10 protein-coding genes and 2 tRNA genes are annotated in these 14254 nt (G+C 31.2%); all 12 read right to left on the minus strand.

Annotated elements, in window-relative coordinates:
- A partial coding sequence (gene ptsP, locus RWL85_RS07460; RefSeq protein ID WP_314086664.1) for a phosphoenolpyruvate--protein phosphotransferase occupies positions 1-1376 on the minus strand: 1376 nt, incomplete at its 3' end.
- 1 nt (position 1377) lies between these two features.
- Entirely contained in the window at positions 1378-1641 is a 264-nt protein-coding gene (locus tag RWL85_RS07465) for a phosphocarrier protein HPr (RefSeq protein WP_003145399.1), read from the minus strand.
- A gap of 495 nt (positions 1642-2136) precedes the next feature.
- Positions 2137-2901: an epoxyqueuosine reductase QueH gene (locus RWL85_RS07470; RefSeq protein WP_314086667.1), complete on the minus strand. Its 765-nt coding sequence runs from the start codon at positions 2899-2901 to the stop codon at positions 2137-2139.
- A 186-nt stretch (positions 2902-3087) separates the two neighbouring features.
- The gene (ruvB, locus tag RWL85_RS07475; protein ID WP_314086669.1) at positions 3088-4089 is read right to left on the minus strand and encodes a Holliday junction branch migration DNA helicase RuvB; all 1002 of its coding nucleotides are present in this window, start codon (positions 4087-4089) and stop codon (positions 3088-3090) included.
- A 19-nt stretch (positions 4090-4108) separates the two neighbouring features.
- Complete coding sequence (gene ruvA, locus RWL85_RS07480) at positions 4109-4690, minus strand: Holliday junction branch migration protein RuvA (RefSeq protein WP_314086671.1); 582 nt, start codon at positions 4688-4690, stop codon at positions 4109-4111.
- A 125-nt stretch (positions 4691-4815) separates the two neighbouring features.
- On the minus strand, positions 4816-5706 hold the full coding sequence (locus RWL85_RS07485) for a phosphate/phosphite/phosphonate ABC transporter substrate-binding protein (RefSeq protein ID WP_314086673.1): 891 nt from the start codon (positions 5704-5706) through the stop codon (positions 4816-4818).
- A 241-nt stretch (positions 5707-5947) separates the two neighbouring features.
- Positions 5948-6021 (minus strand) — tRNA-Cys (locus tag RWL85_RS07490).
- A gap of 19 nt (positions 6022-6040) precedes the next feature.
- A tRNA-His gene (locus RWL85_RS07495) sits at positions 6041-6116 on the minus strand.
- A gap of 227 nt (positions 6117-6343) precedes the next feature.
- Positions 6344-11404: a S8 family serine peptidase gene (locus RWL85_RS07500; protein WP_314086675.1), complete on the minus strand. Its 5061-nt coding sequence runs from the start codon at positions 11402-11404 to the stop codon at positions 6344-6346.
- A gap of 138 nt (positions 11405-11542) precedes the next feature.
- Positions 11543-11926, minus strand: coding sequence for a VOC family protein (locus RWL85_RS07505; RefSeq protein ID WP_314086677.1), 384 nt, complete (start codon positions 11924-11926; stop codon positions 11543-11545).
- 71 nt (positions 11927-11997) lie between these two features.
- Positions 11998-12678, minus strand: a complete 681-nt coding sequence (locus RWL85_RS07510) for a copper homeostasis protein CutC (RefSeq protein ID WP_314086680.1) — start codon at positions 12676-12678, stop codon at positions 11998-12000.
- 197 nt (positions 12679-12875) lie between these two features.
- Positions 12876-14254 (minus strand): ZmpA/ZmpB/ZmpC family metallo-endopeptidase (locus RWL85_RS07515; RefSeq protein WP_314086682.1); only part of this gene is annotated, 1379 nt, incomplete at its 5' end.

Here is a 14254-nt window from a genome sequence, read left to right on the forward strand (position 1 = left end):
TATTGAACTAAGTCATTAGTACCAATTGAGAAGAAGTCTACTTCTTTAGCAAAGATATCAGCGATTACAGCAGTTGATGGAATTTCAACCATGATACCTAATTCGATATCGTTGCTAACTGCAATACCTTCTGCTACTAATTTTTCTTTTTCTTCTAAGAATAAAGCTTTTGCAGCTCTAAATTCTTGAACTGTAGCGATCATTGGGAACATTACACAAAGTTTACCGTAAACTGAAGCACGTAGTAATGCTCTTAATTGTGTTCTAAATAAATCTTTTTCTTCTAAGCAAAGACGAATAGCTCTGAAACCTAAGAATGGATTCATTTCTTTCGGTAAATCTAAGTATGGTAATTCTTTATCTCCACCAATATCTAAAGTACGAACTACAACAGGTTTATCTCCCATTCCTTCTAAAACAGCTTTATAAGCTTCGAATTGTTCTTCTTCAGTTGGCAATTGATCACGTCCCATATATAGGAATTCTGTACGATATAATCCGACAGCTTCTCCACCATTATTGTTAACACCTTCTAAATCAGCAGGTGTACCAATGTTAGCTGCTAAAATTACTTCGTGTCCATCTTGAGTTATAGATTTTTCTGTAACTAATTTTGCCCATTCTGCTTTTTGCGCTTCAAACTTAGCGTGTTTTTCTTTTAATTCAGCTGTAGTAGCTTCATCAGGATTTACGTAAACAACACCATCTAATCCGTCAAGAATTAAAATATCTCCATTCTTAACTTCTTCAGTGATTGTACTAGTTCCTACTACTGCAGGAATTTCTAATGATCTAGCCATAATAGCTGAGTGAGATGTGCGTCCACCAATATTTGTTGCAAAACCTTTAACAAATTGTTTGTTAAGTTGCGCAGTATCCGATGGAGTTAAATCTTCAGCAATGATGATTACTTCTTCATCAATTAAACTTGGATTTGGTAGATCGACACCTAAAAGGTGAGCTAAAATACGTTTAGAAACGTCACGAATATCAGCAGCACGTTCTTTCATGTAATCATTATCCATAGATTCAAACATAGAAACAAACATATCTGAAGTTTCTTTCAATGCATATTCAGCATTAATTTCTTTTGATTGAATATCAGTTTTTACAGTTCCCATAAATTCTGGGTCTTCTAAGATTAATAAGTGAGCTTCAAAAATAGCTGCTTTATCCGCACCTAAGTTTTCTAAAGCTTTATCTTTAATAATTGTTAATTCTTTTTTAGATACTTCAATCGCATCTTCAAAACGCTTAACCTCAGCATCTATATCTTGAACTTTAACTTCTTTAACTGTTAAATTTGGTTCAACAAAAATATAGGCTTTAGCAAAAGATATCCCTTGAGAGGCTGCAATACCTTTTAGTTGTAACATTTTATGCTAATCCTTCTTTCTTCATTGTTTCTTCTAAAGCCGCTAATGCTTCAGCTTCATCAGCTCCGTCAGCATAGATTACGATATCAGCATCTTTACCAACTCCAAGGCTCATTACACCCATGATTGATTTTAAGTTTACTTTACGTCCATTGAATTCTAATTCAATATTTGATTGGAATTTAGAAGCAGCTTGTACTAATAAAGTAGCTGGTCTAGCGTGGATTCCTGTTTCGTCGATAACTTTAAATTCTTTTTGTAACATAGTGTTGTCTCCTTTTATTTAAAAAAATATTTACATTCAAATAATAACACATGAAAGCAATATTTACAAGTATTTTATACTAATTTAACTCTATTCTAGTGTCCTATTTTACAATAAAGAAAGCCATTTCTTATTTATGAATAACATCTTAATACAATTATTATGAAAAAATGTTGAAAACAAATTTTCAACATTAAAAACACCCATTTAAACATTCATTTGAACAAAAAGAAAAAGGGAGTGACTCAAAAATCGCGATTTAGAAGAAATCGATTTTTTCAAGTCACCGCCCCACACAGTTTATTATATATCTAAAAAGCTTTTATAAAGCTAATTTAGATATCAATAAATCACTACAACTATATGTTCTCATATGAACTTCGTTAAATTTTAGGTCTTTTTAATCAGCCTCTAGTTTTATACCCTATTTTAGTACTTTATATTTAAAATTATTATGTTTTTATTATTATATCGTAAACCACAGTTATAGATACTTTACACTAATTCTCCACCAAGTTTAATAATAGTTTTAAATTTTTCATAATCTTCATGATTTCTATTAAATTCACGAGCATTCTTATTAACTTCTTTAAAATCTATTCCTTGATCTTTAGCTGCAAATACACAACCACAATAGCACTGCCTATATATATTATAATCATTACACATTTCTACAGATCTTTTGTAACCATTATTTTTCTTAAAATCTGAAGGTAAATAGTATATTGAAACTTGTTCTTGCAGCACATATCCTGCCTCATTAATAACAGTCGCATTCTTTTTAGGGCTAAGTGTTAATGCAGAAGCAAAGTAGTCATACCCTAATTCTTCAGCCTTTTGAGCAGAAGAATCTAAACGCATTTCATAACAAATATGACATCTATCTCCACCTTCTTTGTCTTCTTCGTGCCCTTTTACAGCATTAATGAATTTACTCGGAGAATATTCATCAGCTAAAAACTTAATCTTTTTATTGTTTCGTTTATTAAACTCTTCTACAAAATCTTTTTGCACCAACATACGTTTTATATATTCTTCTTTAGGGTGTATATTAGAGTTTGAAAAGAAAATTGTTATATCGCTAATTTCAGACAAATATTCTAATACATAGGTACTACATGGTGCACAGCATGAATGAATAAGAATTTTTGGTCGGAAATTGTTTTTTCCCCACTCTTTTATAAGTTCTTTTAAGACATTATCATAATTAATCTTTTGATTTTTATGTCTAGTGTTTATAAATTGTTTACTATCAATCATATAAATTTAATCCTTCTAAAATTTCTTATATTTTACTACATAAGTTTAATATAGTTTAATTTAATTTACAATTAATATCATTTCTAATTAAAAAATATTATCAATAACCCCTTTAAAACCTTATAAAAATAGGTTTCTAAAAATGAAATTTTAATATTTCAAATTCAATGAAACCTATGTTATCTTTTATTCACCTTTATAGCTAATTCCTAAATGTTGATACGCCTTAGGTGTTGCACGACGACCTCTTGGAGTACGTTCTATAAAACCTTCTTTAACTAAATACGGTTCATAAACATCCTCTATCGTTATACTTTCTTCTCCAATTGTGACAGCTATTGTTTCCAAACCAACAGCACGCCCATCATAACGTTTTATTAAACACTCTAATATTTTATAATCAATATTATCCAGACCTTTAGCATCCACTTGTAATAAATCTAAAGATTCTACTGCCAAACTTTTTGCTATCACACCGTCATTTTTCACTTGCGCAAAGTCCCTAACACGTTTTAATAGTCTATTAGCAATACGAGGTGTTCCACGAGATCTCATAGCAATCTCATATGAACTATCTTCATCAATATCACATTCAAAAATATCAGAGGTTCTTTCAATTATATTTTGAAGTTCACTAATAGTGTAAAATTCTAAACGACAATGAACACCAAATCTATCTCGAAGCGGTGCTGTTAATGCTCCAGCTCTAGTTGTAGCCCCCACCAATGTAAATGGTGGTAACTCAATTCTAATACTACGTGACTCCTCACCCTTACCAATTACAATATCAAGATAGAAATCTTCCATAGCAGAATAAAGAATCTCTTCAATCGATCTGCTAATTCTATGTATTTCATCAATAAAAAGAACATCTCCAGGTTCAAGGCTAGTCAAAATCGCCGCTAAATCTCCTGATTTTTCTATAGCAGGTCCTGATGTATATTTAATACCAACTTCCATCTCATTAGCTATTATAGTAGCAAGTGTCGTCTTCCCTAAACCCGGTGGTCCATATAACAAACAATGATCCAGTACTTCGCCTCGAAGTTTTGCAGCTTCTATAAAAATTTTCAAATTACTTTTTATTTGCTCTTGACCTATATACTGGCTTAAAAACTTCGGTCTTAAAGACTGTTCCTCACGCTCTTCTCCAAAATTTTGGCTTGCAGATACCATTCTATCTTCCATAATTTCCTCCTTTCTCAATCTATGCATTCATTAATAATTTCAATCCTTGTTTTACATATTCATCTACACCTGAAAAGTCAAACGCTGATAATTTCTTCTCAATTTTCGCAAGTTCCTTTTTACTATATCCAAGTGCTTCTAATGCAAGCATTGCATCACTAAGATAATTATTTATTGCAGTTGGAGAACTGCTAATATTTGCCATACTAAAATCAACCTTACCTTGTAAATCAAGAATAATCTGCTGAGCTGATTTTTTACCAATTCCAGGAAACTTAGTTAAATAAACAGTATCTTGATTTTCAATTGCGCTTATTATTTCCTCACTTGTCCCTCCTGCTAATATTGCTAATGCACTTTTCGGCCCTACACCTTTTACTTTTAATAATAATAAAAATACTTTTTTCTGTTCCTTATTCGAAAATCCATAAAGAACATTAGAATCTTCTCTTACTTGTTGACTTATATAAACTGTTCTATCGTCATTTAAATGGTATTCATAAGGATTTGCTACTACCACTTCATAACCTATACCATTATTATCAACAACAATATTAGTCGGATTTATTTCCGAGATTTTTCCTTTAATATATGCGTACATTACATTCACACTCCTGATTGATTATTTTATTATAAAATTAAACGTAAAAAATCTCAAGTATTTTATATAATAATAGAGTTTTAACTAGAAAAAAACCTGGCACTATTTGTACCAAGTTTTTTTTATTATTTTACTTTATCTAAGTCAACATTCATAACTTTAGCTGTTGCTTCTACTTTTTTATATGCGTCTTGATCTACATCGCTAAATCCAGTAATACTAAACATCTTAGTGAATAGTTCCTTCATTTTCGGATCTTTCTCTATATCGCGAAGAGCTTTTTCTAATTTATCCTGTAACTCTTTATCCATTTTGCTAGAAGTTGTAACCATAATACCAGGAATCATATCACTAGTTGCTAATTTTTGAATATCAGTTTTTGCCTGTGGGAAGTCTTTAGCATATCTATCTTCAACTCCATCGAATGTCGCAATTACATCAACATCTTTGTTAAGAAGTAATTGTAAACTCTTATCATGTCCACCACTAAATTGATAACTAATATCTTTATCTAAATTAAGACCAGCTTCAACTAACATAGCACCTGGATAAATATATCCTGATGAAGATGATGGATCTACAAATGCTACTTTTTTACCTTTAACATCTTGAAGAGATTTTATACCTGAATCTTTTCTTACATATAATTCAGCAGTGTATCCAGGTTTCCCAGTTTTTCCTTTAGATGTTAAGATTGGCTTAGCATTACTTTGTTTTTGCGCTAGTAAAGATGAAAACGGAGGGATAATACCAAAATCAACACTTCCACTACCTAAGCCTTCAACTACTCCTATATAATTACTTGCAGTAAAGGCTTCTACTTTTACTCCTAATCTTTCAGATAGATAATCTGAAATAGGTTTAAGATCTTCAACTAACTTTTCACTATTTTTCAGAGGAACAAATCCCATTTTAATTACTTTTTCTTCTGACTTTTTAGTTTCCGTCTTAGCAGTACAACCTACTATAGAGAAAACAAAAATAAAACTGAATAATGCCAATAATATTTTTTTCATATTATTACCTCCTCAATATATATTTAATTATTTTGGTATAATTTTAACACAAAAAAAATAATATATCTACCTTTTAAATCGAAATAATAACACTTTTCAATAAAAAAATCTATATTTACAAAAAAATTGTTCGTAAAATACTAATAAATTCACAAATATTTAAATAATATAATTTATAACATATAATAAAAAACGAAATTTTAGCATAAAAAAAACACCTTAGTTAAAAGATGATTAAAATTGGAGGCGGCTACCGGATTTGAACCGGTGATCAAGGTTTTGCAGACCCGTGCCTTACCACTTGGCTAAGCCGCCTTAAGTTATTTAATTTTAATGGGGCGGCTGAGGGGAATCGAACCCCCGAATGTCGGAACCACAATCCGATGCGTTAACCACTTCGCCACAGCCGCCATATTTAACAACAATATTTATTATACATTTTCAATCACTTTATGTCAAGAATTTTTTTTATAATTTTCAAATTTTCAACTGTCTATTCAGTATAAAAATTAACACCTAATTCCTTACAATAATTTCTTGTTTTAGTATTTCAATAATTTCTATATTTATCTTTTTTATAATACCAATTAATAATTCTCCTTAACCTTAAGGTTAAAGAGAATTATTAAACTATCTATTATTTAGCATTTCTTCTTCTTTTTAGAACATATACTAAACAAATTAATGCAAGTCCTACAAAAGTTGTAGGTAAAGCTAATGTTCCTGTTTTAGCTAATAGAGAATTTGATTTTCCAACTGTTCCAAGATTAACTTGTGAATTGTCTGCCACAATACCTTGTTCTTTAGCTATATCAGCTAATCCTACACTTGATTTATCTTTATCTTTCTTAAATACACCACCAAGTATAGTTGACAATCTAGATTTTTCTTTATTTACTTTCGCTGAAGCCACTTTAAGATTTTGCAATGCATTGTTTACTTCATCTTGTTTAGCATTTGAATTAGATAATACTAAGATAGCAACTTTAAGAGCTTCTTTATATTCTTTCTTAGCTGCTTCATCTGCTTTTTTATAGCTATCTTGTGATGTAAGATCTCCATTTTTCTCAACTTCAGCTGCAAGCTCTTTTTTATCTACACTCGTTGCTTCTACTTTTAGTTGTTCTACTTTACCAGTAAAGTCTTTAGGATTTTCTACTTTCTCTGGCTCTACCACTGCTCCAGCTTGAACTCCCGTATATTCTTTAGGTACCTCTACTTTTTCTGGTTCTACAGTCGCTCCTGCTTGTACACCTGTATATTCTTTTGGAGCTTCTACTTTCTCAGGTTCACCTTTTGCCTCTTTTGGTTTAACACCAGTAAGTTTAGCAATAGCTGTATTTAGCTCCTCAACAGCTTTGTTTACATCATCTTGTATTGCATGTTCATCTTCTAACAGTTGTTTAGCTTTGTTAATTGCTTTATTGTATGCTTCTTTAGCATCTAATGAAGCATATTCATACTTATCACTATCAGTTGTAACTCTGAAATTATCAGAAGCTAACTTCAGTTGACTCTTATCAACTTTAACCTCTTCTTTAGGTGCGTTTTTCTCTACAAGCGCCACAAAATTACTAAATCCATCTACTTTAAACACGAACTTACCATCAACAACTTCACCATTAATCGGCTCAATTGTTCCGTCTTTTTTCTCATGACCAAATTTCGCTGGCATTTTATCTAATGATAAAGTAACTTTTCTAGTTCCATCAACTTCTACTACCTTATTATTTCTATCTTCTAAATGAATATCATAAAATACTACATCATATTTAGTTAAATCAATCTTACTATCAGTTAGCTGTTTAAGAATTTTTTCTTGACTAGTTTTTTCAACGTCGCTAACTACAAGTTTATAATCATTATAAAGTTTAGCTTCTCTAAACTCAACAGTCGCTGGAGTAGTTGCACCTTCTGCAGTTGTAACACTAGCTACTTTCTGAGCTACACTCAATTGTAATTCTTTTGTATTACGACCGTTTCCTACTACAAGTTCAAAATTATTTTCAGAAGATCTATATCCTTCTGGTAACACTACTTCAACAGTATATTTACCATTGTTTAAACGTTTTTGGAATTCTTTTTCACTATATAGACTTCTTGATAATTCTGTTTTTTCACCTTGTTCATTCGTAACAAATACTTTTGCTCCAGCAGGTATAACTTTATCAAATTTAATTATTGTCGTGTTTCTCTTTTGTTCTTCAAATGTAAATTCAACAGATTTAGTTGAGTCATCTTTAGTAATCTCAAAAGCAACTTCTTTAGGACTAGTTAATTTAAGAGCTTCATCAGTTAGAACTACTTGTACAGTATATTTACCATATGGTAGAGCTGTAAGATTCTTACCATTCTTCGTAAAGTCCTCTCCAACTAACTCCCCTTTTTCATTCTTAATAGCATATCTGACATTAGTAGAATAATCACCTGTTCCATCTTTAGCTGTAGTTTTAATTTCTACAGTTCCTTTTTCAGTATTTTGAACTTTTGATATTCCAACGCTATCTTTATTTCCTGCAAAGTCACCTACTTCATAAGTAAATTTATCTAGAGAAACTTTTTCTGGAAGAGTGAATGTACCATCTATATTTGGTTCAACAACAACTTCATTTTCTACTGTTTTACCATCTTTTCCTTTTTTAGTAACTTTATAACTTAGTTTTTTATAAAGTACTCCACTTCCATTCTCTTTAACTGCATATGGTTTAAACGTTCTTGTTTTTTCATCATAAACTCCACCTGTACCAACAATTTGTGGTGCAACTCTATCAATAGTAACGTTAAATGCAGTCTCTTGCATTTTCGCCCCTGTAGCAACTGGACTATAGCTAACTACATACTGGTATTCGCCATCTGGTAATGGGTTTCCATTTTTATCTTGACCTTTCCAATTTGTTTCAGTAACTAACACAGCTTTTTTATTAGTAGACTTGTTATGGAAGAAGTTCTTTTTACCAGAAACATTACCATTTTCATACAATGGATTTTTACGCTCAACATCATCCTTAGCATAAACAGATAATTTTAAATTCTCATAGTTTCTTAAGAATGTTGCCTTAAAACCAACCTCATCATGCTGTCTATCACCATTTGGTGAAAATGCTAATTTACCAAAATAATTAGACTTAGTTTTAGGATCAGTGTACTCTCCTAAAACTTTTATGTTCTTTTCTTCACCGTTGACATCAACAGTAACTAATGAAGTAAAGTTATTTTTATCATCACGTTCTGTTGTATTAGGTTTATAGTAATAGAATGGTTTATCATTTCCTTTAAATTCGTATATTGGTTTTTCTACTACAGGTAGATTTTGGAACTCACCTTTAAAACCAACATACGGAATACCTGCAACTGCTGTATTAGTATCTTTAGTATCAAAGAATCTTACAAATCCTTCAAGATAATAACCATTTGGCATTTTTCCTTCTAATTCATTTCTAAATTGTGTAGCATCTACAGTAATCGTAACTGTCTTTTCTCCTTTAGCAGGTACTACTACAGTTTCTCCACCACTACTTTCTGATAACTGTCTTGGTTTTAGAGTAATTTGTCCATTTTCTACACCATCAGTATTTAAATAAGACTTATAAACAAGCTCTTTTGGTTGATCTGATAAGTTATGTAGTACTACATTAAATTTAAATGTATCTTGTACATTACCAAGTGAAATGCTTCCATAATCATTTTCACCAGTTACATATAAATCACCAAAAGCTGCTTTAGAAACATCAATAACTCCAGCTCCTTGTTGTCTTGGTGACGTAAATGCTTTTGTTTCATTATTATAGTTTGGTATTGCGGTACTCATTAATAGGTGTTTTATTAATTTCTGTAATTCTTCACCTTGTAGGTCTGGATATCTCTCTTGGAATACTTGCTTCATTAAAGATATAGCTCCAGCTACATGAGGTGATGCCATACTTGTTCCGCTATCTAATCCGTATGTTCCATTATTAAATGAAGAATAAACATCACCACCTGGTGCTGTAACATCAGGCTTAAACAATCCATCTCCAGTCACTCCCCAACTTGTAAAATCAGCTAGTTGGTTAGCTTGTGGATGAGGTCTCTTACTAAAATGCCCTGTAAATTTCAATTTGTAGAAATCTGGATAAGTAGCTAATAAATTACCAAATTTATACCCAACAAACACTACAGGGAAATCATTATCATTATTATTTAATGCAACATTTAATAATTCTTCTCCACCTTCTTTGGTATTATATAGAACAGCACCTACAGCTCCAGCCTTCTTAGCTGCTGCTACTTTATCAGCAAAGGTATTTCCACCACCACGCATCATCACTGCAATCTTACCTTTTACATCTTGGTTTTTAAAATCACTATCCAAACCATATCCAGCATTAAATAATGAATACTCAACTTTAGGATCAAATTTCTTAGTAAATGGTCTTATTGTAGCTTCTCCATTATCCCATTCTTCATTTCCTTCTAATCCTACTAAAGTCATAACTTCAGTATTCATTACACTATTATTTATTGCTGCTACAGCTATTGAGTCAGGTGTTACAGATGGTGTTCCAATTAATCCATAATCTGGATTTGACGCACTTGGTTTACTTTGACCATTTCCAAATACATTATCATTCCCCGCCGCAACTACTACGTTAACTCCAGCCTTTTTAGCAAGTGCAATTGCATCGATAGTACCTTGTCCAACTTCTGTTACTGCTCCAGCTGTTGCACCTAAACTCATATTTATAGAATCAGCTCCTAGTTTAACAGCATCCTCAATAGCTTTAACATATAAGAATGTACTAGTTTTTGCTCCACCTTGTTTATCTGAGAATACTCTCATGAATATTAATTGTGATTCTGGGGCAACTCCAGCTACATATTCATTGTTTGGTGCTTTTTTCGTTGGATTACCTACTGAAGTACCTACAACGTGCATTCCGTGAGATTTATCTTTCTTCTCTTTTAAATTATTATCCCAATCGTAGTAGTTAAATGCGTAAATTAATTTATCACTATACCATTTACCATAGTCAATTCCAGATTTTTCTTTTACAGCTTCGAGCTCAGCTTTATTTTTATATTTCGCCTTACTCGTATCAGTTATATGTAATATGTCATGATTAGGATCTAAACCTGAATCAATAACAGCCACTACTCTTCCTTGACCTTTATATCCTTTATCCCATAAACTCTGTACACCAATAATTCTATTACTATCGATAACTGTATTTTTCAAAACAGCATCACTATCTTCATTTTTAGTTGTAGTTTCCGGAACCTCGTAATCAACACTTACTTCAACACTATTTACAAAATCCATCGATTGAATTTTTTTAGCATCAGCATACGAAGTTTCTAAAGAAAATCCGTTTAAAAGTGTATCATATTCAAATAATACTTTATAATCTACACCTTTATCTTTAATTTCTTTTAGTGCTCGTTCACGTGGTTCTTTAGTACTTTTTTCACGCTCTTTTCGTCCTTCTTCTGTTTTTAATGAATTAGGATCTACTTTATCCTCTTTTAAAGATACAATAATTTTTACCTTATCTTCATCTTTAAATGTATTCTCAGACGCATTTGATAAAGTATTAACTTGTTCTCTATTTTCAGCATAGACCCATTTTTTTTCTAAATTAGTAAAATTCATCACATGTAAATTTGTAAGTATCAACGTTGCTGACACAAATGATACAGCAGCTTTTTTTCTAAGTTTCATTATCCCACTCCTTTTTTAGTATATTTTAGTCATATTTCTATATTTAATCATATGTAGTCAGAAAAATCAAGATATTTTTCAATAATTTTTATGTAAATAAAAGAAACTTAGTATTGTCGCTAAGTTTCTTTTATTTTATTATTCATGTATTTCTAGTGGTAAACCATCAGGATCGAAGAAAAATGCCATCTTTCTTTTATCGAAATCATCATAACGAAGTTCTTCGTGTAAAATACCAAGCGTATCAAATTTCTTTAACATTTCATCCACATTATCTACTCTAAAAGCTAGGTGCCGTAATCCAGTATATTCTGGTATTGGTATTTTCGGTCTTAAAGGAGCTGTTTCTTTAATAAATAATTCCAAAACTAAATCACCATTCTGAACGTTAATAATAATATCATTCTTTTCTGGTCTATTATATTCACTTATAACCTCGAATCCCAATTTATCAACATAGAACTCCTTAGTTTTGCTGTAGTTTGTTCCTATTATTGCTATGTGATGTACTTTACTAAACATTCTATTCCTCATTTAATCTTTTTACTATTTGCACAGCTTTAGTTAACTCTTTAGGATTTACTTCTTCATAGTCACCTTTGGTCTGTATATCTATAAGTTATATCCGTACCAGTTGTTGTATGATCAACACCATACTTTTTAAACGTTCCATGGACTTGAGTAACTCCAGTTTTTTTAATAATACTTTCTATATTTTCTGTTGAAATACCCGCACCAGCTAAAATTTCAATTCTATCACCAAATTTCTCTTGCAACAACTTCAGTAGCTCAGCACCTTTTTCTACATTAACTCCAAGCCCACTTGTCAAAACCCTAGTACATCCCAATTCTATTAAGTGTTGAATGTTATATTCAGGTTCATCAGAACAATCAAATGCTCTATGAAAGACACTTTCCGCTTCATAACTTTTACAGAGTTCAATCATTTTCTTTGTCTCTTCCCAGTCTATTTTTCTATCCTCAGTAAGAAATCCAAATACTATACCCTTAGCTCCATGTTCTAGCAGTTCTCTTGCTTCTCTATACATTTGTTCTTTCTCTATTTCAGAATAACAAAAACCCCCTCCCCTAGGCCTAACCATCGCCATTATCGGTATTTTCACTTCATTTTCTATAGCCATATCTAAAACAGTTGTTGTTGGTGTTAATCCACCTAGATAACTTGCACTAATTAACTCTATTCTATCTGCACCTTCACTTTGTGCCACAATACAATCCTGTACACTATTAGCAACTACTTCAATTTTTATCATATTCAAATTCTCCTTAAATTTTTATAGTTATATTATATCACAAATTTTTATTGTAAAATCCTACTATATTACTTATTATATACTTATATGCATTCTAATAAATATAAATAAGGGATTGACTCAAAAATCATAATTTCAGAGAAATAAGATTTTGTCGAGTCACCCCTCATTTATTTTATATCTAATAAAAAATCAGATTACTGTTCACCAAATATTGATGTTCTAAAATCATTAGTTTGATTTAGATATGCTTTAAAGATTGCTTGTTTTAGTTTATGAACTCTATTATGTTCAAGATACATTTTAGCTAGTTCATCCTCTGCATCAGCTTTAACAGCATCAGTTATCATACTTTGAAGCGCACCTATATTTGTTATTGTTACCTTACTATTTCTAGAAAACCTTACATTTGGATTATAGAAACTAATACTTATTAGATTATTGAATTTAGCTATTCGCTCATCATACATTGCTTTTTTAAAATCAACCCATGATTTATATTTGTTATTAAACACTTTTTTAAGTACTAAATCATCTGTTACATTACCGACTTCTTTACCATATGATGTAATAACGTCACCATTTGCTTTTGCTTCTTCCGCGTATTGATTAGAAATATATGGTACCATTCCATCTTTAAATCCTTTTGCAGCTAACAACTCGAACGCCATACGACGTCCCATTAAATCACCCGGAGTTCCTTTATCATTACTTAGAGCAGAATATATTGGTGAAAATAGTTTAATTGTATAATAGCCATTTCGTTTAAAGGTATTATCATTGTCATTTTCGTATCCTCTTCTTGTAATAACATCATTTTCTATTAGACTATCAAATGAATTTAACTTATTAAGCTCTTCAGCTGTTAAATAACGAACAATATTAGTTGCATATACTTTACTTCCGTCTGGATCCGTTTCAAATTTATTTTCTATTTTTCTCAACAACTCATTTTTCTTAGAAATATCTAAGTTAACAACAGCATTACCTTCTAGATATTCTAGCATATAAATTACATCAAACAGATTATGCATATATTTTTGTAAATCTGCAGCATTTTCAAATCGTTTTGTAGGATCTTTCACCTGAAGTCTAGTTGGATTTTCTGCTTCTTCATACTTCAATATAGAGTTAATCGTAATAGTAGGATCGTATGGATGATCAGGAGCTTGTAACAATCCTTTAGCATAAAACTCTGGTCCAAGTCCATTTCGTCTTCCATATCCTCCAAGATAAATTTCTCTATCTGAGTTATGCGTCATTTCATGTGTATAAGTTACCGCACCATCTTTATCAAGCATGCGATATGCCATATAATAGAATGCATCCCCTGTAGCATATGCTCCATTAGAATTATGAACAACATTATTTCCTGCTGGACCGAAGAAATGTTTTATCGCTGGATGATTAGTTTCAAAATCAGCTTGGTATGTATCCTTATCTTCTCTTTCATCTGTACCAAATCTAAATGCATCATAGACTAGAACACTTCTATATAATTTTTCTTTATTATTATCATCCAGTATTTTATACCAGTAATCATAGTGATCTCTAAATCTAACAGCCGCTTCTTTTG

It is taken from the genome of uncultured Gemella sp., from assembly GCF_963515875.1.
In the GTDB taxonomy this organism is placed as follows: domain Bacteria; phylum Bacillota; class Bacilli; order Staphylococcales; family Gemellaceae; genus Gemella.

What these genes read in the sequence shown, in the direction of transcription:
- RWL85_RS07465 (WP_003145399.1), bottom strand. Translation starts at nt 1,641, where the DNA reads ATGTTACAAAAAGAATTTAAAGTTATCGACGAAACAGGAATCCACGCT.
- RWL85_RS07470 (WP_314086667.1), bottom strand. Translation starts at nt 2,901, where the DNA reads ATGATTGATAGTAAACAATTTATAAACACTAGACATAAAAATCAAAAG.
- ruvB (WP_314086669.1), bottom strand. Translation starts at nt 4,089, where the DNA reads ATGGAAGATAGAATGGTATCTGCAAGCCAAAATTTTGGAGAAGAGCGT.
- ruvA (WP_314086671.1), bottom strand. Translation starts at nt 4,690, where the DNA reads ATGTACGCATATATTAAAGGAAAAATCTCGGAAATAAATCCGACTAAT.
- RWL85_RS07485 (WP_314086673.1), bottom strand. Translation starts at nt 5,706, where the DNA reads ATGAAAAAAATATTATTGGCATTATTCAGTTTTATTTTTGTTTTCTCT.
- RWL85_RS07500 (WP_314086675.1), bottom strand. Translation starts at nt 11,404, where the DNA reads ATGAAACTTAGAAAAAAAGCTGCTGTATCATTTGTGTCAGCAACGTTG.
- RWL85_RS07505 (WP_314086677.1), bottom strand. Translation starts at nt 11,926, where the DNA reads ATGTTTAGTAAAGTACATCACATAGCAATAATAGGAACAAACTACAGC.
- RWL85_RS07510 (WP_314086680.1), bottom strand. Translation starts at nt 12,678, where the DNA reads ATGATAAAAATTGAAGTAGTTGCTAATAGTGTACAGGATTGTATTGTG.